Raw genomic sequence first — 26,138 nt, forward strand, 5'->3', positions numbered from 1 at the left:
ATGAATAAGTTAACATTTTAAAATTGGGCTGTTAGTTAAATAACTAGTAGCTCAATTTTTTATATAATTAAAAAATTTAAATTTATAATTTGCTAAATATTATAAATAACCTGTTTTGAATGAATTTAAATACATGGTGAAAGGCAGTGATTTTATAATATTTCCAAGTAAATTCACACAATTAACTTCATAAGATTTATAGAGAATAAAGGGCCAATCCATTTTAATACGGATTAGCCCTTTGTTCTCTATATGAGGTTTATATCAAGTTATTAATTTTTAATTGAATTGAATGCTTCATACATAATTTGATTATCAATTCAAAAAATCCTTTAACATGTCATTTTAAAAATTATTTTTCTGATCTTAAATGCTCAAATTTTAATACTGGTTGACGAGCAGCTTTTGTTTCGTCTAATCGATCAATAATCGTTGTATGAGGTGCTTCTAAAACTTTATCGGGATTTTCTTTTGCTTCATTCGCAATTTCGATCATTGTGTCACAGAAATAATCTAAAGTTTCTTTAGATTCTGTTTCAGTAGGTTCAATCATCATGCCCTCTTCTACATTTAATGGGAAATAGATAGTAGGTGGGTGTACACCAAAGTCAAGTAAACGTTTAGCCATATCTAGTGTTCGTACACCATATTCTTTTTGTTTTGAGCCACTTAAAACAAATTCATGTTTACAATATTGTTCATAAGGAATTTCAAAATGTTCTTTTAATCTTGCTTTAATATAGTTTGCATTTAGTACTGCTGCTTCTGAAACTTCTTCAAGTCCTTTATTACCCATAGTTCTAATATATGTGTATGCTCTTAAATAAATACCGAAGTTACCATAAAATGGTTTGACACGTCCGATTGAATGCTCGATATTATTATCGTATTTATACACATCATTTTCTTTAATTACCATTGGTTTTGGTAAGAAACTTGCAAGTTCTTTTTTAACACCAACTGGTCCTGAACCAGGTCCGCCACCACCATGCGGTCCAGTAAATGTCTTGTGTAAATTTAAATGAACAGCATCAAAGCCCATGTCTCCAGGTCTAACTTTGTCCATGATTGCATTTAAGTTGGCACCATCATAATACAATAATCCACCAGCTTCGTGTACAATATTGCGAATATCCATGATGTTTTGTTCAAAAATACCTAGTGTATTTGGATTCGTGAGCATAATTGCAGCTGTGTTTTCGTTGACAAGGCGTTTTAAATCTTCTATATCAACTTCTCCACGTTCATTTGACTTCACTGTAACAGCTTTAAATCCAGCAAATGCCGCTGAAGCAGGGTTTGTACCATGTGCAGAATCAGGAACGATGACTTCGTTACGATGTCCTTCACCATTTTTTTCATGATAAGCTTTAAAAATCATCAGTGCTGTCCATTCTCCATGTGCACCAGCTGCTGGTTGTAAAGTGACTTCATCCATACCAGTTATCTCTTTGAGTTCTTCTTGTAAGCTATGAATAATTTCTAGCGAACCTTGTACTTGAGATTCATCTTGTAGTGGATGTGATTCAGCAAAACCAGGTATTCTAGCTATTTTTTCATTTACTTTTGGATTATATTTCATGGTACATGAACCTAATGGATAAAATCCTGAATCAACACCAAAGTTTTTATTTGATAATTCTGTATAATGACGCACTAAATCTAGTTCTGCCACTTCGGGAAATTCAGCTTTGTTTTTTCTAATAAATTTGTCATCTAATAGCTTGTTAACTGCTCCATTATCAATTTCTTTTTTAGGTAAAGAATACGCGTAACGACCTTCTTTAGAACGTTCAAAAATTAATGGACTAGATTTACTTACTGCCATTTATTTCACCTGCTTTCTTAACAAATGTATCAATTTCATCTTTAGTTCGTAATTCTGTAACTGCAATTAACATATGATTGTCGAAGTTTTCTCCTATTTCACTTAAATCAAATCCGCCTATTATGTCTTCTTGAATTAAAGCATCGTTTACATCTTTAACTGGTTTATCGAACTTTACTACAAATTCATTAAATGATGTGCCATTGCTAACTTCAAATCCTTGTTGCTTAAATTGTTCTTTAGCATAATTTGCATTCTCAAAATTTTGAACTGCAATGTCGTAAATACCTTGTTTTCCTAAAGCAGACATACAAATTGATGAAGCCAATGCATTTAATGCTTGGTTTGAACATATATTTGATGTTGCTTTATCACGTCTAATATGTTGTTCACGTGCTTGAAGTGTCAACACAAAACCACGGTTTCCATCTTGGTCTTCGGTTTGTCCAACAAGTCTACCAGGTGTTTTTCTCATGAGTTTTTTAGTAGTAGCAAAGAAGCCACAATGTGGACCGCCAAACTGTGTTGGAATACCAAATGGTTGTGTATCTCCAACTACAATATCTGCACCAAAACTACCTGGTGGTGTCAATAACCCTAGTGCGATTGGGTTTGTATAAACAATAAATAATGCTTTTTTATCTTCGATATATGACTGTATTTTCTCTAAATCTTCAATTGAACCATAAAAGTTTGGATATTGGACTGCAACTGCAGCAGTATCATCATCAATAGCATTTTCAAGTTTTTCTAAATCTGTAATTGTGCCATCTAAATCAACTTCAACAACTTCAAATTCTTCACGTGTTTTTACATATGTGTGTAAGACTTGTAATGCTTGATAATGCATGCCTTTTGAAACGACAATTTTATTTTTACGCGTTTGATTAAATGCTAAAATGCAAGCCTCTGCAAAACTTGTCATACCATCGTACATAGATGAGTTTGCAATATCCATATCTGTTAATTCGCAAATTAAAGTTTGAAATTCAAAGATAGCTTGTAATTCACCTTGTGAAATTTCAGGTTGATAAGGTGTATATGCAGTATAAAATTCAGAACGCGAAATCATTGCATCTACTACTGCTGGGGCATAATGATCATAAACGCCTGCACCTAAAAACGAAGTATGTGTTTCTTTAGTAATGTTTTTACTAGCAATTTTATTAAGTCTTTTTGTTAATGTGGTTTCAGATTCAGCATCGGGAATAGCTAACTCTCTGTTTAATAAAATATCTTTTGGAACATCTCCAAATAATTCGCTGATCGATTCAGCACCAATTGTCTCTAGCATTTCATTTTTATCTTGATCTGTTAATGGAATATAACGATGACTCACGGTAACACCCCTTTAAATTATTTACTGATTTGATTTTTCTTCACAATTTTTGCTTTTGCTTGTCTTTTTCTAATTTGAATAATAATCTCTTTGCCCATTTCAAATGCATCTCTATCAATTATAGCTAAACCAATTGATTTACCAGTTAATGGAGATTGTGTGCCTGAAGTAACTTCTCCAATTTCATTTCCATCGATATCATAAACAGTGTAACCTGTTCTTGGAATTCCTTTATCAATCATTTCTATGCCAACTGTTCTTCTTTTAGAACCGTTTTCTTTTTGATCTTTCAACACTTTTTTACCTATAAAATCGGCATCAATTAATGGTTTAGCAGCAAATGCAATTCCACCTTCATATGGTGTAATTGATTCACTTAAGTCTTGTCCATGAAGTGGTAAACCAGCTTCTAATCTTAATGTATCTCTTGCACCAAGACCACAAGGTTCTACGTCAAATTCTAATATTGAATCCCATAAAAATGGTGTATCATCTGATTTACAATAAATTTCAAATCCATCTTCACCTGTGTAACCAGATTGGGATAATATTACGTTTTTACCAAAGAATTCAACATCTTGTAAGAATTCAAAAGGAGACATTTCTGATATATTCTGTTTCACATGCTTTTGAACAAAATCACGTGCATTTGGACCTTGTATAGCTAATTGACCATAATCTGTTGATACATTTAAGACTTCAGCATCAAAATTTTCAGATTGTTTTTTCATCCATTCAAAGTCTTTATCTGTGTTTCCAGCATTTACGACTAATAAATATGCTTTTTCACTGAGTTTATAGGTGATTAAATCATCGATGATACCGCCTTGCTCGTTACACAATGCTGTATATTGCGCCTTTGTTGTGTCTAAATTGTCAGTGTCATTTGAAAGCAAGTATTGTACTAATTGATCTGCTTCAGAACCTTTTATTAAAATTTCACCCATGTGACTTACATCAAATAAGCCCATATTAGTTCTTACAGCATTATGTTCTTCTTTAATACTTGAAAATTGAACTGGCATAGCCCAACCACCAAATTCAACAATTTTTGCACCGAGATCCACAAAGTTTTGATAAAGTGGTGTGCGTTTTAATTCATTTACCATTGCTAAACCCCCTATTAATATATTAAAAAAAGACAGAGTAGACTAAGCCTACCCTGTCAATAAATCCAGGAATGCGTCTCAGTATTATCCTTTTGCCTGAGAGTTTCGTTAAACTTGCACCTTCGGCGATGGTTATATAAATGATTAACCATTCTCTCTAATACTGGTCATTCGCTTTCATCGTTTCCAATATTTTTTTATATGTAACTGGAAGCGACTTATTACTATTCACTTTGATGAATGCGATTTCATTATATCTTGAAACTCTAGTTGAATACAAGCTTTTTAATTTAAAAAACGGTTTATTATTCGCATTGGGTCTATTACTATCATTTTTAATTCTATCGTATAGAATTTCTATGTCGCAATCTAACCATATAACATGTTTTTGTTCTTTTAATAAGTTAAATGCATCATTGCCTTCGATGATACCCCCGCCTGTAGCAATGACGTCAAATTGGTTCGCACATTTTTTTAAATACTTAAACTCTAAATTGCGAAATCCTTTTTCACCTAATTGTTCAAAAATTTCTGGTATTGTTTTTCCTTCTTGTTGCACTATAAATTCATCTAAATCTACAAAACTTAATTGATTGTTTTGTGCAATATATTTTCCTAATGTTGTTTTTCCTGTCCCCATAAAACCTATTAAAATAAGTGGTGTGTTAATTTTATTTTTCAAAAATATCTTCCTTTTGTAATTGTAATTTAATTTGTTTATCATAATATGATTCAATGTTATCAAGCGTTTTTAGTTGAAGATTAAATTGAGAAGTATATTTTGCTATTAGTGATAAATATAGCATATAAATAACCATCACAAAAGGGTATATATACCCTTTCATATTAGAATTGAACTGCCTTTTCAAAGGAACCCCCTGTATAATACATTTTCAATTTTAATTTTAAATGCTTATTTTTTAGTAATATAAATTGCGCATTTTTTACATTGTTTAATAAGGTAATGTTTCCTGTGTTATTTACAGTTTTAATAATCTTATTATTTTTAAACTCGTACCTTATAATATTTTTCCTTATGTTAATTTTTAAAATACGGCCGCTTTTATCAATTTCAAGTGCTTTTGAATTGTTTTGTAACATTGCTTCAGTTATGTCTCTTGAAAAAAATTCTATATCAATTGATGATTCTAAATTAGATTGATTCTTTGTTGGAACGATTGATTTATATAATAGAGGTAGCATAGTAAATATTAATATAGTTATAAATAATGTAAATAATACTTCGATGTAAGTAAAGCTGGAATATTTACTTGTGAAAACATTTTTCATTATTATTATCCTTTGTTTTTATGCATAAATTAGAATTAGTTAATTTTATTTTATAACCGTCAATATTTACGCCTTTTATTAAACGCTCACTATCATTATATTTCAAAGCTAATAATATGATTCTTTTCATACTTATGTTTTCAATTTTATCATTAAAAGTATGATTTAATTGTAAAAGCATAGGCAAAAATACACTACACATTATAAGCATGCAAGTAAAAGCGATATATGCATCCATAAGTATACTACCGTTAATGTTTAATTTTTTCATATCTTAATCTTCCTTTTTCAATATGAAATATTAGTTTGAAAATTTCATTATCAACTGAAAGTAAGACACTACCAAATTTATTTATATTACCTTTATTGTTAAATGTTAAATACCTAATATTACTTTTAGGATGTACAAAAGTATTTGGTGGAAATAGTATATCTTTGTTTTCAATTGACTGTTCTCTAACTATAATTTTATTTGAATAGTCGTTAAATATAAGTGTTATAGACTTATCATCTTTTATTGCTTTAGATTTTAAATAATTGAGTTGAGTGATTAAATCATTCATAAAATTATTGTTCGCATTATTTTTTTTATCATTAATAGGTATATGATTGACTTGAACAATTAATAAGATACTAATAATAGCCATAACCATTAACATCTCGATATATGTAAATGCTTTACTAGTTTGCAATTACTTCACCATTGTTAATTGTGATAGTAGCACCTGATTTACAATTTTTTTGGTTTTCTTTAATATAGCCATCCGCAATCAATTCATCTATAGATTGTGGTTTTTTATTATGTTTTAAAGTATATGCTTCAACTTGACTTTCAATCATTTTTATTTGGGCATCACAACCTGTAGTTTGAATATGTGAAGATTGTTTTGCAATATTGGGTATAATCAATATCAGTAATAAACTGATAATTAAAAGTACGAGGAGCATCTCAATTAAAGTAAAAGCACGTTTATTAAAAAATTGTTTTATTTTATTCATTAAAAGCCTCCAAATCTTATTATTTAATCGTTTGCATTAGATCAAACATAGGTAACATAATCACTAAATATAGCGCAATGATTAAGATGCCTAGCATTAAAAATATAGCTGGTTGTATAAAATTAATTAATCGTTGCAGATAACGTTCAATTTTTGTAAATATAATTTCACTATATAATTTTAATTCTGTGTCTAGCTTTCCTATCTTTTCGCCTTCCTCAATAAAGTTAATCAAGCCTTCTTCAAAACAGGAAATCTTTTTTAATATTTCACTTAACTTATAGCCATTTTGTGTACCTGTTGCCAATTTTCTAGCAAGATAAATTAAATATGAGTCATTTTTTTGTTTAGAATAAATATCAACGATTGATTGTAAGTTCACACCATTCTTATAAAACAATGCAAATTCAGTAGAAAGTCTATAAGTTTTATAAAATTTGAAAAAAGTACGTAAAATTGGGATTTTTAATATAATTTTGTACTTTAAGTTAATGGGTAGTTTTTTTGTAGATATATAAAATAAGTAAGAAAAAATTAAGCAGATAAATAAAATAATAAAAAGTGTTCTAGGTAAATATATTAATAAAGATGATAAAATTAATTGTGTTTTTGAAATTTCAACATCAAAGCTATTATAGAGAGATTGAAATTCAGGTATAATAGTATGATTTAAAATGATTAACATACCTATAAAAATTGTAATTAAGAGCAAAGGGTATTGAAGTGTTTTTAGTAGTTGTAGCTTTGCTTTGTTATTTCGAATTAAATAGTCTTGGGCATGTGGTAATGTTGATGTGAGTTCACTGAATAACTCTGAAAAATATATTAGCATGATAATAATTTTGGGATATTTTAGTAACAATAATATTTCGTAACATTGTGCGCCTTGATCTAGGCGAGTATTAATCTGAGTCACTATTTTTGGTGATTTTATTGTTAAGTGTTGTAGTAAAAATTTAAATGATGCTGATAATGTGAATCCATGCTGAAGTAAATCATGTAATCTTTGAAGTAATTCAATTTGGTTTTTTTCACTGATAATCATAAATCGTGGTGAACTAAAGATATCTATTAAGTGTTTCTTCACAAATTTCCCCTTCTTTTGCCATTTCATGCAATTTATACGACAAATTTTTGAATGTGTTTGGAAGTGTAAGTTGATTTTCAAAATAAAATGCTATATCTTCTCGAGTTAATTGTTCATAAATTAAAGAACGTTCATCTTTTGAGGTGTTTACTAATCTCTGATTGATAATACTTAATACCGTCTGTCGTAGTTCTTGAATACTTATACCCATTTCTAATAATCTACTCAATGCGCCCTTACAATTATTTGAATGTATCGTTGAAAGTACTAAGTGACCACTTAAACTTGCATGAATAACTTGTTTAGCAATCATAGCATCCCTGATTTCACCAATAAGTATAATATCTGGATCACATCTTAAAATCGCCTTGAATGAATTAGCATAATTAATCCCTGCTTTTTCATTAATAGAAACTTGTGTTATACCTTCAACCAAACGTTCTACAGGGTCTTCTACAGTAATTATATTAACATTTAATTTTTCCTTTGCGTGCACTATCAGTTGATACATTAACGTACTTTTGCCAGACCCAGTAGGTCCACTAAACAGTATTAAACCTTGTTTTTTATGGACTAGTTTAAATAATTGATTTATACTAAGTGCTTTTGCTGAACTTTGAAAATATTGAGGTATAATTCTCACTACGCAACTTTCAAATCCAAGAGATAAAGGTAAAGTTGAAACTCTTAAATAGTATAATTGTTTAAGTTTGTAAGCGTATCTTCCACTTTGTGCGGTGCTGTGTGTTGATACATCTAAACCTGCTTGATATTTCATATATGTGAGCAACTTCCTATAAATATTGACTTCTATCGTTTCTATAGTGTTTAAATATTCTTTTTTTCTAAATTTAATGTATACCTTTTTGTGGTTTGGAATAAAGTGTACATCTGATACATTTTCCTTAATCGCTTTATCAATGATATTTTTAAAGAGTAACTTCAAAAAAACACCTCCTACAATAATACACGTAGGAGGTGTTAATATTACTTTATGAAATAAAACTAACCATGCAAATATGGATTAAGTTGTTCGTCTTCTATCGTTGTATATGGCCCATGTCCTGGGAATAATGGTAAGTCATCCTCTAATTTGAACAATTTATCTAATATAGAGTCAACCAAAGTTTCATAATCGCCTTTATATAAGTCAGTTCTTCCTATACCTTGATAAAACAAAGTATCTCCAACTACAGCAAAATCATCAAATATAAAAGATAAACTACCAGGTGAATGTCCAGGTGTATGAAGTACTTTAAATTTAAAGCCCTCAATTTCCATAGAGCCTTCATCAATTTTTTGTGGTGATACATGACTAATGACAGGTGTTAATCCATATTGTTTAAACTTTTGTGAACCATTTTTTTCTGTATTAGTTAAAAAATCGAACTCACTAGGATGCATATAAACAGGCACATTAAATTTATCAACGATTTGATCTAAAGCCCCGATATGGTCAAAATGTGCATGTGTTAATAATACTGCAATGACAGGTTTATTAATTTGATTTAATTTTTTTATAATTAATTCATAATCAGCCGCTGGATCTACTAAAATCACATTCTTATCATTTTCAATAAAATAAGTATTCGTTTTAACTAAGCCCAATGCTAAACTAGATATTTGCATTGTTAGTGACCTCCACTATCTAAATGATTTTCAACAGATTTTAGTTTGTCATTCATTTTTCGAGATTTGTCTCTTCGATCGTCAATTCTTATATTAGTACAAACTCTATCAATACCTTTATCAAATGGTAATTCATGGATTGCTTGAACGACTTCAAATAAATCTTTTAAATCTCCCTCAATCAAAGTATTCATTGGTGTCAATTGATAATCAATTTTACCTTGTGCTTTAAATTCTTTTAATTTTGTTTGTATCTCAGCAATATACTTACTAACACTTGGTCCTTCCGTACCCACAGGTATAACTACTACATCTACTATAGCCATTATTTCACACCTTCCTTTTCAATTATATAAGTATAAATTAAACCAGCAGCACCAGTAATGCCCGCATCATTGCCTAGTTTAGCTTGAACGATTTCTGTACCTTGTTGTGCTGGTGTAAAAGTTAGATTATGGTACTCTGTTTTTATATTTTCTATTAATATTAAACCAGCAGTTGACATTCCTCCGCCTAAAACAATATATTTAGGATTACTTGTTACGCTGATAATACTGCACAAATATGCAATATAATTAGCCACGCGTTCGGTAATAAAGATACAGAATTGATCTCCAGCTTTTGCCGCATCAAATACTGCTTTCGCGGTAACTTCATTATCTTTTATTAATTGAAGTATCGAAGATTTAAACGTTAATTTAGGGTAATAAAAATTCACTAAATTGACGACGCCAGTCGCAGAAGCAACGGTTTCAATACAACCTGATTTTCCGCAATTACATTTAAAGCGTTGGTCATGGTCAACTCTAAAATGACCAATTTCAGCACCAGAGCCATTATGACCATGTACAATTTCTCCATTAGAAATAATACCGCCTCCAAGGCCAGTGCCTAATGTAATTGCAACCACATCGTCTGCGCCATGTCCTGCCCCTTTATGCTTTTCACCTAATGCTGCAACATTGGCATCATTATCAACATAAACTGGACAGTCTACAAATTGTTGGAAAATTTCTCTGACATTAACTGTTTCTTTCCAATATAAGTTAACGGCACCATTCACTTCACCTGTTTCAAAATTCACTGGTCCTGGTATACCTATACCTACACCTAAAACATCTGAAAAAGCAAATTCTGAATTATCAACATGTTCAACGAAAGATTCATAAACATTTTCCAAAAGTGCATAACCTGTAACATCTGACGTATCAGTTTTTATAGACCATTTTTCAATTCGTTCTAATTGTTCGTCGAATATACCTAGCTTACAAGTTGTACCACCAATATCTGCTGCTAAGATAATTTTTTCCATGTATTTTATTCATCCTTCTCTTATTTTTAAGGAATGCTAAATTGAATCCTTGTTTCGTCAATAGACGATTTTAACGATTAACGTGTCAACATAGTAGTCTTTTTCCTTAAAATATATTTTTCTCTGTATAAAACATATATATCTATATTAATATTTTTCATTTCATAAATGCAATGATAATGAATATAAAGATACATTATATCAGCACTTGCATGATTGCTGTTATTTAGTTTCAATATTTTATCACTTTATTTTGGTAGATATCTATAATGTCAGTAACTACATTTTCATAGAACTTTCGTAAAATTAGTGTTCACTTTTTCTTTGACTAATCACTAATTTGGACTTAATATAATCATCTTTAGAAATTAAATTATAGGAATATAATGAATGAAGCTCTTGTTCCATCATTTCATAAACATCATTTTTATCCTTAAAATATATAATAAAACCAAATTTTTTTAAAAGTTGTTGAACATCATAAAAAGTATTAATCTCATGAATCACTGTCATCGCTCAATTCTTTATTTAAATTTATATAATCATTATTTGTTGGATCTAATTTCAAAGCGGACTTAATGTATTTTTTTGCTTTATCTTTGTTATCGATGGACCTATTTGCAACCGCTAGTTGGTAATTTAATAATGCAGAATCTGGGAAGTTTCTTAAACCTCTTTCCCATGTTGCCATACCTTCTGATTTTGAATCAGTTGTCGCATTAATTAGTCCTTTTAGGTAGTATGTTTCATCATCAGCATAACTTTTATTCACCGTATGTTGTACCATATCTTCAGCACTTTTATAATTGCCATTTTTCATTTCTTTTTCAATGATTGTATTATAAATATTATCTTCTTGAATCGTAAAAATCCTAATTTGTGCTGCAATAAATAAAATAATCATTACAATTAGAAAAAACCAGAATTTATTTTGATTAATTCTAAAATAATATCCTATAAGTGTTATCAATAAACCACCAATAAATCCACCAACATGTGCTACAATATTTACATTTTGCATTAGTAATGAAACGCCAATTAGAACGAAAAGAACAATTAGCAATTGACCAATCAACTTTTGGTTAAATTGTTTACCAATATACATAAAAGCGAAAATGGCACCTATCAGACCAAATATAGCACCGCTTGCACCAACGGAGACGGTGTCTGTATTAAAAGATAATGAAGCAAAATTACCAAACAAACCAGAAACAAAATAAATAATTAAAAATCTCCAATGCCCAACGATAGATTCTACTATTTTTCCAAAAATAAATAAACTTAGCATATTCATTAATATATGTTCAAAGTTATAATGTAAAAATATGGATGTAATGAGTCTGTACCATTCTCCGTGGACAACATTAAAATGTACAAGACCCCCAACATCTAAAAGTTTTAAATCAGAAAATCGATTTAACAATAATACCATCGAAAGCCAGATAATAATATTAATTATTATTAATAAATATGTAACTGGTGCAAATTTTAGCATATGTTTTTCAATAGCATTATTATTTAATGCTCTTTGTTTATAAAAACCTTTTGTATGGTTCGCATCGCGATTAAACACAAACTTCACAAAAAAGTTGGGCATTATTTGATCTATATGCTCTTTTTGACGTAAAATTTTTACTTTGAATTTAACTGATTTTAGCTCATCTAAATTTTCATTTGTAAATGTTTTATCGGTATATATATATAAATTATAATTATGGGGTTTAAAACCTAAAAATGTAATTATATCTTCTTCATGGTCTTGGATTCTACTTTTATCAAATCTTACTTCTTGTGTAGAATTAGCACCAAATTTAAATATTGCAACGGATTGCTTTCTTTTATTTGCAAGCCAAACTTCAGTATCATCTTGATTACGATGCACAACTTGATAATTTAAATATTTTATCCAAGTATAAATTGACTTCCAAAAATGCTTTTCTGTAATCATTTTTCCCTCCATTAATTTGTAGTCGCTATAATTAGTTTTTGCACTGGTTGATCATGTGCTTCTATTTCAAAATCATTTATTTGAAAGTCATAAATTAAACTTATTGTTGGCTGCTGATGTTGTGATAAAAATTTATCAAAATAGCCGCCACCATAGCCGATTCTATAACCTTTATTATTAAATACTACACCAGGCACGATCAATAGGTCTAAATCATTTGTTATTTCTGTGTCACTTGTAACATAATTAATTCCTTTATCATCAGGTGCAATATTTGATAAATTATCTAACTCCTTAAATGACATTGTTTTATTTTTATAATTAGTTTCTGGTACAAATACTTTTTTATCATCATTTAATATTTTCGAAATGATGGGATATGTATCTACTTCATGGTGCATTGAGAGGACAACTCCAATACGATATGCCGATTTATATTCAGGTGTATTCATTAATTGTTGTGTTAAGTATTGATCAGCAGATAATTTTTGATCTTGATCTGAAAATTGTTTCATTTTATTTATGGTTTCTTTTCTTAACTTATGTTTACTCATATATGACACCTTCCCATTTTATATCCTCTTTTATTATAACGATAATAATATATTATGTCATCAAACTGTCATTTCAATATTTTTAATAAAAAAAATAACCAGATTCTAAAATTAGAATCTGGTTAAAAATTTAATTATTTTGTTTCACGGTGCAATGTATGTTTGTTATCACGAGCACAGTGTTTTTTCATTTCGATACGTTCAGGATTAGTACGTTTATTTTTTGTTGTGATGTAGTTTCTTTCCCCACATTCTGTGCAAGCTAGTGTTACGTTTACGCGCATGCTAATTCCTCCTTACCTTTTCAAAATACGACTTATTTATCATACCATTTAGTTATAAAATTGAAAAGTATTATTTTTCATATATACCATACCCATAGGTTTTTAACTTAAAAATGAGTTATATGAATTTTATTTTTTATCTTTTTCCTTAAAATAATAGTTAATGATATCTCTACCTAAGTCACCACCATTAAGCCAAGGTTCTGGTACAGGTTGATTTGTATATACAATTGAAAATGCTAATTTCGGATTATCACTTGGTGCATAACCTACGTAAGTTGAATTTACTTTTGGTTTGCCGTCCTGGAATACTTCTGCTGTACCAGTTTTACCAGCTGAAGGCACAACAGTATCATTGAAACTTTGATAACCTGTACCTTCTTTTTCATTATATGCCATTTTGAAACCTTCTTGCACTTGCTTAACTTGATCTGATGTATTGTTAACTTTATTTAATACGTCGCCTTTTACTTTTTGTTTCACAGGGCCTAATGAATCTTTATTTGTTGCTTTTCTGATTTCTAAACCAATATGTGGTTGAATTCTATAACCACTGTTCGCAATCGTAGAAGCATATTGTGATAATTGTAACGGTGAATAAGTGTCATATTGTCCAATTGCCAAATCTAAATAATTACCTGGATTATCTGTTAGCGGTTCTATTTGTCCGCCAGTTTCATTTGGTAAATCGATACCTGTTTTAACACCTAAACCAACTTGATTTAGTCCTTTTCGTAATTTTTGACCTGCTTCTGAGATATCAGTAGGTAGTGACATGTTTGGCGCGTATGGTGAACCTGCTATTTTTAATGCTGTTTTAAACATATATACGTTTGATGAATGCATTAAAGCTTCTTTATCATCTATAGTTACTTTACCATCTTGGTTAAAGTATGAACGTTTAGAAAGACCACCAGAAAATTTCAATGGTTCATCAACCATTTTTTCGCCCACATTAATAGCATTATTTTGATAACCAGCAAGTAATGTTCCGCCTTTAACAGACGATCCAACAGCGTATTGTGATGTGAAAGTTCCGATATCATAATCGGTTAAATCACCATTTTTATCAATTTGTTTACCAGCCATTGCTAAAATATCGCCATTATTCGGATTTTGAACAACCACTAAAGCATTGTCCATATCTTTAGCACCTTCACTACGTAATTTGCTTATTTGTTTTTCTAAATATTCTTCAGTTTTCTTTTGCAAATCAATATCAATACTTAAAACAAGATCATCTCCGCGTGACCCCTTATGAATCACTTGTGAGTCAATAACTTCTCCCGATTTATCTGTTGTATATTTCATTTCTTTCTTTTTACCTTTGAGAATATCATCATACTGATATTCCAAATAAGATTTTCCTACACGATCATTTCTTGAATAACCTTTTGACAAATATTGTTCTGTTAATTCTTTTGGAATACCTTCTTGTGTCGTAGAGACATCACCAAAAATACCACGTAATGTATCATCATATGGATACTTTCGATCCCAGTCCATTGTTGTATTAACCCCTGGTAAATCAGAAAGTTTTTGTGACACTGCAGCATATTCTTCATCAGTAACATCTTCATTTTTAATCATTTGAGGATCTAATGCAGAACCTGACATCATCTCTCTAAATATCGCTAATACTTGTAAATCTTTGTCTGAAAATGAATCAAATTGTTGCTTTCCAATTTTTTTATGTAACGTTTCATCATATTGTTCTTGAGAAATACTCCCATCATCTAACAATGCTTGTTCTTTTTTCATTAATTTGTCAGCTTGATTAGGGTGTTTCAAAATCCAAAAATCTTGTTTATCTCGATCTGTGATTTTATCGGTATCCATTTTTATAAGTTTCGATAAATCAGTAGCTATTTTTAAAACTTCTGATTGAGAAGTTTTTCTTCCCCGAGAAAAAGTGATGGCTTTTTTTGATGCATTATCTACTAGAACTTTACCATTTCTATCGAGAATTCTTCCTCTCGGAACAGCTTCATTAACAGTTAAATTCTCACTATTTTTAATTAATTGTTTATAATAAGAGCCTTGTGCAATTTGCAAATAGCCTAATCGTAAGACAATTATTGCAAAAATAAATACAATTAGACCAAACACAAAGCTTATTCTTTTATTCATCGTATTTCTTATTTTCTCATCGTTTGATTTTTCCTTTAATCTTTTTAGCAAAACAACATACCTCTATTCAAAAGTGATCACTTTAAATGATATATGAAATTGATACAGATTTCTATTATTTTAAATAAAAAAATGACGACCTGTGTAAGGCCGTCAAAAATAGAAGCTTAATTATTTAGCAGCGTTATATAATTCATCAACTTTTTCCCAATTTACAACGTTCCAGAAAGCACTAATATATTCTGGACGTTTGTTTTGGTATTTAAGATAATAAGCATGTTCCCAAACGTCTAAGCCTAAGATAGGTGTTTTACCTTCAGTTAATGGGTTATCTTGGTTTGGAGTTGTAACAATTTCTAAATTGCCATTATTAACAACTAGCCAAGCCCAACCTGAACCAAAACGAGCTGCAGCTTTATCTGCAAATTCTTCTTTAAATGCATCTAAAGAACCCCATTGTTCCTTAATTTTATCAACTACAGTTCCTTTTTCTTCAGAGTTTGGAGTTAATAATTCCCAGAATAATGAATGGTTTAAGTGTCCACCACCATTATTTCTAACAGCTGTTTGAATATTTTCTGGTACACTGTCTAAATTTGCTACAATTTCTTCAATTGATTTAGATTCTAAATCAGTACCTTCAATTGCTGCATTTAATTTAGTAACATAAGTGTTATGATGTTTGTCATGGTGGATTTCCATTGTTTGTTGATCAATATGTGGTTCTAATGCGTCAGAACCATAAGGTAAATTTGGTAATTCAAAAGCCATAAATAATCATCCTCCTAATTAATCTGTAAATAAAGCATAACAACTAAAAATGATTACAACAATGAATATGCTTACAAACTTATTCAAAAGTCATAAAATTATATTTGTTATCTTTAGTTCCTTTACTATTATATCTCAAAATAGTGGATTTTAAACATAAAGGACAAAGTATTTTAAAAATTCAATAAAATTCAGACTAATGACCTATATTTAGAAGGGAACTTTTTAGTAATAAGCGTCGATAGGTGCTATTTTACATTAGATACACGCTAAAAATTTTAAGCATGCTGACAAGCTTCACATATGCCATATACTTCTAATTTGTGTGTGTGAATATCGACTTTTGGTAAAAAAGCCTTTATCTGTTCAATTGGACAGAAATCAATAATTTTTGTATCACCACATGATTCACAAATAAAGTGATGATGGTGGTGATCTGTACATGCTATTCTAAACTTCATTTCACCGTCGAGTTCGGTACCCTCAACGATGCCTAAATCTTTAAATAAATGTAAATTTCGATATATTGTATCAAATGAGATACCTGGATAATCTTTGTCTAACTTTTGCTGTATATGTTTTGCGTTAATGTATTTATCTTCTTCTATAAAAACATTTATCATATCTCTTCTTTTATTTGTATACTTGTGTCCTTCTGCTTTTAGAATATTAATTGCTTCATCTGTTTTCATTATTAATAGCCCCTTTCACAGTTTTAAATTTAAACTTTTGATATGACATCATCATTGCTAATAAAAGTACAAGTAATACGACAATTACGCCTCCAGGGGAAATATTCATATAAAATGCTAATACTAGCCCTGCTATAACTGAAAATTCACCAATTAACACGCTTAATATAATAAGTTGTTTGAATCCTTTTGTCATACGCATTGCTATAGCTATCGGTAATGTAATTAATGCACTTACCAATAAAATACCTACGACTCTCATAGAAGCAGATATGACCATCGCGACGATAATAATAAATAAAAATTGTATCCATTTCGGAATACCTATCACTTTACTATATTCTTCATCGAATGAAAGAATGAATAATTCCTTATAAAATAACAATATAAATGCTAATACAATAATAACGATTACGATAATAGTTGATAAATCACTGATAGTTACAGCACTGATTGATCCAAATAATAATCCAACAATTTCTTGATTAAAACCATCTGCAAGTGAAATAAAAATGGCACTTAATGCTATGCCTGCACTCATTATAATAGGGATCGCAATTTCTTGATAATTACTATACGATGTTCTAAGTTTTTCAATCAATAACGCACCAATGACTGCGAACAATATCCCAAACCACATTGGATTAATAAAAGTTAGTGCGGGTGCAATAGTCACGAAAAACATCCCGAATGAGATACCACCAAGTGTAACGTGACTTAAAGCATCTGCAATTAATGATAGCCTTCGTACAACAATAAATGCACCAATTAATGGGGCAATAAAACCAATCAAAATACCACTTAATAGAGAGTATCTCATAAAATCAAAATTTAATAATGCCTCAATCATGATGAACAACACTCCCTATTATGTTGGTGATCTACAAATTGTATAGGATGACCGTATATTTTAGATATTTCTACCTCATCTAACGATTTAAAATCCTCTGTCGTGCCATGAAAATGCAGATGCTTGTTTAAACATGCTACTTCTGTAGCAGTATCAGCCACGACACCTATATCATGCGTAACCAAAATGATAGTTACGCCTTCATTTTTTAAAGTTTCTAGTGTTTCATAGAATTCACTAACGTGTTTTGCATCTATACCGTTAGTTGGTTCATCTAATATAAGGACTGAAGGGTTACTGATCAACGCTCGTGCAATTAATACACGTTGTTGTTGTCCACCAGATAATTCGGCAATATTTTTATTAATTAAATGGCCTATATTCAATCGATTTAATACGGCTTCCACTTTATTTTCATCCTTTTTATTAAACCACTGAAATAACTTTTTACGTTTCGTCAGCCCACTCATCACGACTTCTTTAACACTTGCAGGAAAACCTGCTTTAAAAGCTTGAGCTTTTTGTGAAACATAACTAATCTTGTATAAAGATTGTTTTCCATTATATACATTACCATCTACAAGTATTTCACCTTTTTGCAACGGTAACAATCCTAAAATAATTTTTAGCAAAGTTGATTTACCGGCACCATTAGGTCCAACTATAGCCAAAAATTGTCCTTTATTAATTTTAATATTAAAATTTTCTAATACTTTTTTGTTTTCAAAATAATAATCGATGTTTTTTAATTCGAACACTGGAGTAGTCATCTTTTCACCTCGTTCTATACTATACAACTTGCAAACAATTATGTAAATAGTAATGTTTACGAATTAACAAAAAAAGGATGATCTAGAAACTCATTTTGAATTGAGTTCACTATGTCATCCTTTAAATACATTTATCTATTTTTTCACATTTTTGATTATAATTCATTTTTTTAGTATTATTGCATTAAAATTTTATCCTTTAAACTTGGATCAAATTGTTGTTGTTTAAGCATTTCAATTTCAAATTTATAAGGTGGTTTTTTATTCTTTTTATCTTCACCAACATAGGGTGTTTCAAGTATTTTGGGAATGTTTTTAAACGTATCATGATGAACGATATAATTTAAGGCATCAAATCCGATATAACCAAAACCTATATTTTCGTGTCTATCTTTATGAGCACCAATATCATTTTTACTATCATTTACATGAACAACTTGTATTCTATCTATGCCTATTATCTTATCAAATTCATTCAACACACCATCAAAATCTTCTTTTACATTATAGCCTGCATCATGAGTATGACATGTATCGAAACACACAGATAAACGTTCATTATGTTTGACACCATCTATAATCCGAGCGATTTCTTCAAAATTTCTTCCAATTTCTGAACCTTTGCCAGCCATTGTTTCAAGTGCAATGCGTACATTATTGTCATTCGTCAGCACTTCATTTAGACCTTCTATGATTTTATTAATACCAGCGTCCGCACCTTCTCCCACATGTGAGCCAGGGTGCAATACTATGTCTTTAGCACCAATGGCTTGCGTTCTTTCAATTTCACTTTGTAGAAATTCTACGCCTAGATTAAACACATGTGGTTTGACAGTGTTTGCAATATTTATTATATAAGGTGCATGTACTACAATATTTGAAAGACCGTACGTTTGCATTAATTCTTGTCCTTGATCAATATTTAGCTCTTCTATTGGCTTTCTTCTTGTATTTTGTGGTGCACCTGTATAAATCATAAAAGTAGATTCACCGAATTTATGTGCTTCTTCAGCTGAACCTGCCAACATTTTTTTACCATTCATAGATACATGAGATCCTAATAACATAGTAGTCACCAATCCTTTATTTATTTTTTCTGGCTTGACGATTTTGTTTCTTACTGTATTTTTTACGCTCTTGACGTTTTAAATGTTCAAGATCACGTTGGAATTTTTTCTTATAGCCAGGTTTTACTTTTTTCTTATTTCTCTTCACTTTATTTTTTAATTCATTTGTTAAATGATCATCTTTATTCTTACGTGATTGACGTGTATTGTGTGCTTTAATTGGCGATAACTCATCATTTTTTATATCAACATTTTCAAATTGATAACCTCGTTGTTCTATTAACGCTATGTTTTCTTCTTCTTCAGGGCTATATAAGGTAATCGCCACGCCCTTGTATTGCCCTCTACCTGTACGGCCAACACGATGCGTGAAGAAATCGATATCATTTGGTACATCAAAGTTAATCACATGGCTTACGCCTTCAATATCTATTCCACGCGATGCTAAGTCACTTGCAATAACATATTGAAATTCTAAGTTACGAATACGCTTCATTTGTTGTTTACGCTCTCTTGGCGTTAAACCACCATGTATCATACCTAATTTTAAACCGGCAGTATTTAACTGGTCTGTAAGTTCGTTTGCATTATCACGACTATTACAAAATATAATACATAGATATGGATTTAAAATATCAATGAGTTTTATTGTTTTTTCTATCTTTGCTTCACCCTTTGTCGGAATTAAATAGAATTCAATATTTTTTTTATTTTTTTGAACATTTTCAATTTCGACGTATTCAGGATTTTCTAAATATTTATTTAAAAATGGATGTAATGATTTAGGAATAGTAGCGCTAAACACAGCTATATGGGAGTATTCATCTAAACGTGTAGCAATGTGGTCTACCTCTTCTATTAATCCTAAATCAATCATTAAATCCGCTTCGTCCACAACTAAATAAGAAGCCAAATGCACATGCAAATCTCCATGTTTAGCTAAATCGTTTATCCGAGTTGGTGTTCCTATAATAAGTTGCGGTTGATTCTTAGCGCGTTGTCTATCTTTTTCTATATCTGTGCCACCAATAAAAAGTTTAACAGATAAATCACCTTTGTAATCAGCTAAATGACTAGCGACATCAAATAGCTGTTGCGCTAATTCCCTTGTTGGAGCAACGATGATTGCCTGTGGTTCTTTAATATCGACATTTATTAAATGTATCAGTGGTAATAAAAAGGCATGGGATTTTCCAGTGCCTGTCTGAGATTGTCCAATTAAGTTTACTTGTTTTAATATTTTTGGAATAACTCTATTTTGTACTTCTGTAGGTTGATTAAAGTTCAAATTTCGTACCGCGTCAATTAAACTTGGGTCTAAATTAAACTTATCGAATGGGTGATTTGCCATGATTTGGCCTCCTTAAATCTTCATCTTTTCTATTATAAAGCATTCGCAAACGATTTTGAACTAATTATTTTATACTAAATTGGCAGTCATCAAATATAATTTAAATGTAAGTGTAGCTGGAACATAAGGATGCACAGCCTAGAAAAAGATTACTAGTCATTGACTAAAATAAATTTTATTTCTTGATAGTAAACATGCATGGCAATTATAAATAATTAAATGGATCTGTGTTGAGGTTAGATGACTTAATTTCAAAAGTAATATCATCTGGGTTAAACCAATCTATTAATAAATTACACAAACCATCTTTCATTACATATTCACTATAATGGTTAATATCTAATAAGTTAATACCAGCAGTTTTTGCATCTAATGCATCATGATGTTTAATATCACCAGTGATAAAGATATCTGCACCTTGTTGAGCGGCTTGAGTCTCAAATCCAATACCGGAACCACCAATAATCGCAACCTTCTTAATAATTTGATCTAAATTACCAACATATCTTACACTTGGCATTGCCAAATTCGCTTTGACATGCTTCACAAATGTAGATATATCCATCTCGGATTCTAAATCACCAATCATACCTAAACCATAATTCGCTTCTTTTTCCATTTTTATAAAATCAAAAACTGGTGTTTCGTATGGATGATTATTTTTAATTAATTGTTCTGCTAAATCTTTTTGATATGCTTCAATCATAAATTCTAATTTAAATTCTTTTACTTCTTCAATTTTATCTATTGAGCCAATATGTGGGTTGGCACTACCAGTAGGCTTGAATTGTCCATTCCCTGAACTTTCAAAGAAACAATATTTATAATTTCCTTCTTCAGCTAAACCTGCATCACTCAATGCATCTTTAAATGTTTTAAGATTCTCTTCAGGTATAAACACTTGTACCTTATAGTATTTTAAAGTTTCTGGATTTAAAATATGTTGGTTCTTCAATTGAAGCTTTTCTGCTAACATTGCATTAACACCTTTTGGATAAACATCCAAATTTGTATGTAAAGCAATTAAATTAATATCATTTTTAATTAATTTTCGTAAGATAGCACCATAGCCTTCTTGTTGAATGATATTATTAACACCTTTAAATATGAGTGGATGATGACAAATAATTGTATTGAAACCTTGGTTTATTGCTTCATCAACAATTTCATTGGTACAATCTAGCGCGGTTAAAACACCTGAAATTTCAGCAGATTCGTCTCCGATTAACAAGCCAACATTATCCCATGACTCTGCAGTTTCAAATGGTACATGCTGATTTATTACTTGGAGTAACATTTTAATTTTCATTTACAACACCTCATTAATTAAATTGATTTCGTTGTTAATTTCATTTAGCCGTTCACGATGTTTTTCAGTGTTCAATTGATCTTTGATTTTTTGCAATGCCTGTCGTTCTCTTTCCCATTTTTTTAAAAATAATTCATGTTTCTTTTTTAATAAAATCGGTCCAAACTTTATTTCTGATTTAGTAAGTTTTTGTGATTGTTGTTCAAAATAATCTGCCACTATTATTTCATATATATGCCCTTTTTCTTCTAAAATAACTTCTTCAATAATCTTGTAATGCATGGAATCTAACAAATTTCTAATCGCACTAGATTGTATATTACTTTGTAAAATAAGCCTCGGATGGGCAGTTAATTTCTCTTTACCTTCTTCAAGGATTTTAGCTATTAACGGTCCACCCATACCACATATAGTGATGGAATTAACTTGATCATTTGACTGTAATATCGACAATCCATCACCTAGTCTAACATCGACATGATTACTTAACTCATGTTCCACAACATTTTTTTTCGAAGCTTCAAACGGTCCTTGGATAACTTCTCCAGCAATTGCATTTTTGACTAAATTGTTTTCAATCGCATAAATCGGAAGGTATGCATGGTCTGAACCAATATCCGCTAAACAATCCCCTATTATATATGTACTTACTTTTTTTAATCTTTGATTTAATATAACCATAAAAGCGCTCCTCTATGTAAATGTAAAAAGCTCTTTTGTACGACTAGGTACAAAAGAGCTGAAAAATTAGTCCATAAAGTCTTTAAGACGTTTACTTCTACTCGGATGTCTTAATTTTCTCAATGCTTTAGCTTCAATTTGACGAATACGTTCTCTCGTAACGCCGAAGACTTTGCCTACTTCTTCTAGTGTACGTGTTCTTCCATCATCAAGTCCAAAACGTAAGCGCAGTACATTTTCTTCTCTATCTGTTAATGTATCTAATACATCTTCCAGTTGTTCTTTTAATAATTCATAAGCTGCATGATCAGATGGACTTTGGGCTTCTTGGTCTTCAATAAAATCACCTAAGTGACTGTCATCTTCTTCACCAATTGGTGTTTCTAATGAAACTGGCTCTTGAGCTATTTTTAATATTTCTCTTACTTTTTCTGGTGGTAAATCCATTTCCTCACCAATTTCTTCTGGTGCTGGATCACGACCTAAATCTTGTAATAATTGTCTTTGTACACGGATTAATTTATTAATTGTTTCTACCATATGCACTGGAATACGTATTGTACGAGCTTGGTCTGCAATAGCACGTGTTATTGCTTGACGTATCCACCATGTCGCATATGTTGAAAATTTAAATCCTTTATTAAAATCGAACTTTTCAACTGCTTTTATTAAGCCCATATTACCTTCTTGAATTAAATCTAAGAAAAGCATGCCACGGCCAACATATCTTTTGGCTATACTGACTACTAAACGCAAGTTTGCTTCAGCTAATCTTGACTTAGCAACTTCGTCACCTTGTTCAATTCTTTTCGCCAATTCTATTTCTTCTTGCGCATTTAATAAATCGACACGTCCGATTTCTTTAAGATACATACGAACAGGGTCATTAATTTTAACACCTGGAGGAGCACTTAAATCATTAGGATTTAATTTTGCATCTTTGTCAGAACTATCTTTTTCGTTTACCAAACTGATATCGTTATCTGTTAATTGATCAAATAGTTCATCCATTTGATCAGAATCCATCTCGAAGTTTTGCAATTTCTCTGCAATTTCTTCATGGCTAAGATGCCCTTCTTTTTTACCTTTTTCAATTAAGTGTTTTTTTACATCTTCTAAAGTTAGAGATGGGTCTATTGTTTGCTTTTTAAGTGTAACTTTATTTCCAGACATGAAAAGGCCTCCCGAATATAATATCAACTTGAAACCATGATATCATTTGATAGATAATCTTAATACTATCTACCCATAAATCATACGGTTTATTCAAGTTGTTAAACCCAATAATCTACAGATATATTCATTTTTAATTTAATTCATTCTATTTTTATTGAAGTTTACAATTTTTTCTAGGTAATATTTCTGCAACTCTAAATCACCTAATCTAGAAGCCTCCCGTAACTTTTGATTAAGCGATTCAATCGTTTCTTCATTTCTATTTGTTAAAAGTGTGTCTAAATAATCATCGATTTCATGTTCATATGGTTCTTCATTTATCAAATAGTTATCCAATGATATAAATGCTTCTTTAATGTCATTTGTATCGATATATTGTAAAACATCACTAATATTAAACGTATCATTCTCAGAATAAAACTCATGTAAAACATTAAATATACGCTTAAAATACTGATTTGTAAAGTCTTCTGTTTGAAGTAATTTATGATAATTTAAAAAAATATCCTTATCATTCATAAAATGTTTTAATAAAGCACGTTCTGCTTTTTCTTGCTTATTTAAATGAGTGAATTGTGGCACACTAGGCATTTGATATGACTGTGGTTGATAATAATCTTCACGTAGTCCTACTTCATTATTTAAACTATCCATACTTACTTTAAACAATTCTGACACGTCTTGCAATATCTTTTTGCGTAAAATCGATGACTTCATTAATGAAATATCATTTGTGATTTCTTTTAAATACCTTTCATATGCTAAATCATTATTTTCTATTTCTTCTTGATGCATATGGACTTTATAAAGAATAAATGCTTTTTTTTCATGTTCCACAAAATAATTAAACGCATCTGCACCGTGTTTTCCAATATACTCATCCGGGTCCATGTTTTTTGGTAGTTGAACTACAAAAACATTAAATCCTTGTTGCAATAATATTTGCCCAGATTTTAAAGTGGCCTCACTACCCGCAAAATCACCATCAAACATTAATGTCACATTTGAAGTGAGTTTTTTCATAAATGCGATATGTTCTTGTGAAATCTGAGTTCCCATACTTGCCACAACTTGATGCAAACCTGCGTAATCAGCTTTTATCACATCCATAAAACCTTCAAGTAGTATAATTTCATCATTTTTACGAATTGCTTTTCTAGCTTGATCAACGTTGTATAACAATCTTCTTTTTTGAAATATCGGTGTTTCAGGACTATTGAGATATTTAGGCTCTTGATTTGTATATGTTCTTCCTGAATAACCAACTGTTCGACCTTGTGCATTTGATAATGGAAACATAATTCGATCCCTGAAACGATCATAATAGCTGAAATTCTCTTCATTCCTAGACAATAAACCCGCTTCATATGCTAATTGAATATCATAACCTTTTTTCTGTAAAAAGTCATGGCAAAAATGTGCATTTTTAGGTGAATAACCTATTTTCCGACGATCTATGAGTTCATCTGTAAACCCACGTTCTTTTAAATAGTTTAACGCTGCTTCTCCTTCAACGGTTTTTTTTAATGCATAATGATAGTAATCTTGCATTAATTCATGCATCTCAATCATTTGCAAATCTTCAGAAGCAATTTGATGATTAGTATGCTGTTCTGACGTTGCTTGAGGTGTTTCCACTTCAATATTTACACGTTCACCTAATAACTTTACAGCTTCAGTAAAAGAAACGTCTTTAATTTCTTGAGTGAATTGAAAGACGTTTCCTCCTTTTTTACAACCAAAGCAATGGCAAATTTGTTTATCTTCAGAAACAGTAAATGACGGTGTTTTTTCATCATGAAAAGGACACAACCCAATGTAATTGCGCCCTCTTTTTTCTAATTTAACGTATTCACTTACTAAATCGAGAATATCTGTTTTCTCTTTTATTTCATTAATGGTTGCTTGTTCAATTCGCAAAATTATCACCTATTAGACAGTAGTTATAATATTATAATAGAA

General features: G+C 30.4%; 28 protein-coding genes and 1 riboswitch. All 28 genes read right to left on the reverse strand.

The window, feature by feature from the left end:
• Window positions 1–352: 352 nt before the first annotated feature.
• A complete protein-coding gene (gcvPB, locus tag KA830_RS09030) occupies window positions 353–1,828 on the reverse strand; it encodes an aminomethyl-transferring glycine dehydrogenase subunit GcvPB (RefSeq protein ID WP_046208178.1) in 1,476 nt (491 codons plus the stop codon).
• Window positions 1,815–3,167 (reverse strand): aminomethyl-transferring glycine dehydrogenase subunit GcvPA, encoded by a 1,353-nt coding sequence (gcvPA, locus tag KA830_RS09035; RefSeq protein ID WP_046208177.1) that lies wholly within the window; start codon window positions 3,165–3,167, stop codon window positions 1,815–1,817. The genes gcvPB and gcvPA overlap by 14 nt, the downstream gene beginning before the upstream one ends.
• 17 nt (window positions 3,168–3,184) lie before the next feature.
• Window positions 3,185–4,276, reverse strand: a complete 1,092-nt coding sequence (gene gcvT / locus KA830_RS09040; RefSeq protein ID WP_064208915.1) for a glycine cleavage system aminomethyltransferase GcvT — start codon at window positions 4,274–4,276, stop codon at window positions 3,185–3,187.
• Window positions 4,277–4,350: 74 nt separating this feature from the next.
• Window positions 4,351–4,447: riboswitch (glycine riboswitch) on the reverse strand.
• Window positions 4,434–4,958, reverse strand: a complete 525-nt coding sequence (locus KA830_RS09045) for a shikimate kinase (protein ID WP_046208175.1) — start codon at window positions 4,956–4,958, stop codon at window positions 4,434–4,436. Its footprint overlaps the riboswitch before it by 14 nt.
• 164 nt (window positions 4,959–5,122) lie before the next feature.
• Window positions 5,123–5,566 carry a ComGF family competence protein gene (locus KA830_RS09050; protein ID WP_064208913.1) on the reverse strand — a complete coding sequence of 148 codons (444 nt, stop codon included), beginning with the start codon at window positions 5,564–5,566 and terminating at the stop codon, window positions 5,123–5,125.
• Window positions 5,544–5,837: a hypothetical protein gene (locus KA830_RS09055; protein ID WP_204180132.1), complete on the reverse strand. Its 294-nt coding sequence runs from the start codon at window positions 5,835–5,837 to the stop codon at window positions 5,544–5,546. Before KA830_RS09055 ends, KA830_RS09050 begins: the two co-directional genes overlap by 23 nt.
• The gene (comGD, locus tag KA830_RS09060) at window positions 5,818–6,258 is read right to left on the reverse strand and encodes a competence type IV pilus minor pilin ComGD (protein ID WP_204180131.1); all 441 of its coding nucleotides are present in this window, start codon (window positions 6,256–6,258) and stop codon (window positions 5,818–5,820) included. Before comGD ends, KA830_RS09055 begins: the two co-directional genes overlap by 20 nt.
• Complete coding sequence (gene comGC, locus KA830_RS09065; protein WP_204180130.1) at window positions 6,248–6,565, reverse strand: competence type IV pilus major pilin ComGC; 318 nt, start codon at window positions 6,563–6,565, stop codon at window positions 6,248–6,250. The genes comGD and comGC overlap by 11 nt, the downstream gene beginning before the upstream one ends.
• 19 nt (window positions 6,566–6,584) lie before the next feature.
• Complete coding sequence (comGB, locus tag KA830_RS09070; RefSeq protein ID WP_343283707.1) at window positions 6,585–7,652, reverse strand: competence type IV pilus assembly protein ComGB; 1,068 nt, start codon at window positions 7,650–7,652, stop codon at window positions 6,585–6,587.
• Window positions 7,624–8,598: a competence type IV pilus ATPase ComGA gene (gene comGA / locus KA830_RS09075; RefSeq protein WP_064208910.1), complete on the reverse strand. Its 975-nt coding sequence runs from the start codon at window positions 8,596–8,598 to the stop codon at window positions 7,624–7,626. The genes comGB and comGA overlap by 29 nt, the downstream gene beginning before the upstream one ends.
• 59 nt (window positions 8,599–8,657) lie before the next feature.
• Window positions 8,658–9,281 carry an MBL fold metallo-hydrolase gene (locus tag KA830_RS09080; protein WP_046208168.1) on the reverse strand — a complete coding sequence of 208 codons (624 nt, stop codon included), beginning with the start codon at window positions 9,279–9,281 and terminating at the stop codon, window positions 8,658–8,660.
• A 2-nt stretch (window positions 9,282–9,283) separates the two neighbouring features.
• Complete coding sequence (locus KA830_RS09085; RefSeq protein WP_064208909.1) at window positions 9,284–9,607, reverse strand: MTH1187 family thiamine-binding protein; 324 nt, start codon at window positions 9,605–9,607, stop codon at window positions 9,284–9,286.
• A complete protein-coding gene (locus tag KA830_RS09090) occupies window positions 9,607–10,593 on the reverse strand; it encodes a glucokinase (protein WP_073341930.1) in 987 nt (328 codons plus the stop codon). The genes KA830_RS09085 and KA830_RS09090 overlap by 1 nt, the downstream gene beginning before the upstream one ends.
• Before the next feature lie 306 nt (window positions 10,594–10,899).
• Window positions 10,900–11,106, reverse strand: a complete 207-nt coding sequence (locus KA830_RS09095; protein ID WP_239436892.1) for a YqgQ family protein — start codon at window positions 11,104–11,106, stop codon at window positions 10,900–10,902.
• Window positions 11,090–12,541: a rhomboid family intramembrane serine protease gene (locus KA830_RS09100; RefSeq protein WP_210134188.1), complete on the reverse strand. Its 1,452-nt coding sequence runs from the start codon at window positions 12,539–12,541 to the stop codon at window positions 11,090–11,092. Before KA830_RS09100 ends, KA830_RS09095 begins: the two co-directional genes overlap by 17 nt.
• Before the next feature lie 11 nt (window positions 12,542–12,552).
• Window positions 12,553–13,095 carry a 5-formyltetrahydrofolate cyclo-ligase gene (locus KA830_RS09105; RefSeq protein WP_204180126.1) on the reverse strand — a complete coding sequence of 181 codons (543 nt, stop codon included), beginning with the start codon at window positions 13,093–13,095 and terminating at the stop codon, window positions 12,553–12,555.
• Between the two features lie 134 nt (window positions 13,096–13,229).
• Window positions 13,230–13,379 carry a 50S ribosomal protein L33 gene (rpmG, locus tag KA830_RS09110; protein ID WP_019469354.1) on the reverse strand — a complete coding sequence of 50 codons (150 nt, stop codon included), beginning with the start codon at window positions 13,377–13,379 and terminating at the stop codon, window positions 13,230–13,232.
• 129 nt (window positions 13,380–13,508) lie between these two features.
• Window positions 13,509–15,560 (reverse strand): peptidoglycan D,D-transpeptidase FtsI family protein, encoded by a 2,052-nt coding sequence (locus KA830_RS09115; RefSeq protein WP_210134190.1) that lies wholly within the window; start codon window positions 15,558–15,560, stop codon window positions 13,509–13,511.
• A gap of 120 nt (window positions 15,561–15,680) precedes the next feature.
• Complete coding sequence (locus KA830_RS09120; protein ID WP_046208161.1) at window positions 15,681–16,280, reverse strand: superoxide dismutase; 600 nt, start codon at window positions 16,278–16,280, stop codon at window positions 15,681–15,683.
• A gap of 278 nt (window positions 16,281–16,558) precedes the next feature.
• Window positions 16,559–16,972, reverse strand: a complete 414-nt coding sequence (locus KA830_RS09125; protein WP_046208160.1) for a Fur family transcriptional regulator — start codon at window positions 16,970–16,972, stop codon at window positions 16,559–16,561.
• The gene (locus KA830_RS09130) at window positions 16,959–17,822 is read right to left on the reverse strand and encodes a metal ABC transporter permease (RefSeq protein WP_204180125.1); all 864 of its coding nucleotides are present in this window, start codon (window positions 17,820–17,822) and stop codon (window positions 16,959–16,961) included. Before KA830_RS09130 ends, KA830_RS09125 begins: the two co-directional genes overlap by 14 nt.
• Window positions 17,819–18,592 carry a metal ABC transporter ATP-binding protein gene (locus tag KA830_RS09135; RefSeq protein ID WP_210134192.1) on the reverse strand — a complete coding sequence of 258 codons (774 nt, stop codon included), beginning with the start codon at window positions 18,590–18,592 and terminating at the stop codon, window positions 17,819–17,821. Before KA830_RS09135 ends, KA830_RS09130 begins: the two co-directional genes overlap by 4 nt.
• Before the next feature lie 176 nt (window positions 18,593–18,768).
• On the reverse strand, window positions 18,769–19,659 hold the full coding sequence (locus KA830_RS09140; RefSeq protein WP_070039373.1) for a deoxyribonuclease IV: 891 nt from the start codon (window positions 19,657–19,659) through the stop codon (window positions 18,769–18,771).
• Window positions 19,660–19,675: 16 nt separating this feature from the next.
• A complete protein-coding gene (locus KA830_RS09145; RefSeq protein WP_210134194.1) occupies window positions 19,676–21,010 on the reverse strand; it encodes a DEAD/DEAH box helicase in 1,335 nt (444 codons plus the stop codon).
• Between the two features lie 205 nt (window positions 21,011–21,215).
• Window positions 21,216–22,319 carry a Nif3-like dinuclear metal center hexameric protein gene (locus KA830_RS09150; RefSeq protein WP_204180124.1) on the reverse strand — a complete coding sequence of 368 codons (1,104 nt, stop codon included), beginning with the start codon at window positions 22,317–22,319 and terminating at the stop codon, window positions 21,216–21,218.
• Window positions 22,320–23,000, reverse strand: a complete 681-nt coding sequence (locus tag KA830_RS09155; RefSeq protein WP_204180123.1) for a tRNA (adenine(22)-N(1))-methyltransferase — start codon at window positions 22,998–23,000, stop codon at window positions 22,320–22,322. It abuts the gene before it with no gap.
• A gap of 66 nt (window positions 23,001–23,066) precedes the next feature.
• The gene (gene rpoD, locus KA830_RS09160; protein ID WP_046208153.1) at window positions 23,067–24,173 is read right to left on the reverse strand and encodes an RNA polymerase sigma factor RpoD; all 1,107 of its coding nucleotides are present in this window, start codon (window positions 24,171–24,173) and stop codon (window positions 23,067–23,069) included.
• Window positions 24,174–24,311: 138 nt separating this feature from the next.
• Entirely contained in the window at window positions 24,312–26,096 is a 1,785-nt protein-coding gene (gene dnaG, locus KA830_RS09165) for a DNA primase (protein WP_046208152.1), read from the reverse strand.
• Between the last annotated feature and the right edge of the window lie 42 nt (window positions 26,097–26,138).

The organism is Staphylococcus sp. GDY8P119P (assembly GCF_017892075.1).
Classification (GTDB): Bacteria; Bacillota; Bacilli; order Staphylococcales; family Staphylococcaceae; genus Staphylococcus; species Staphylococcus ureilyticus.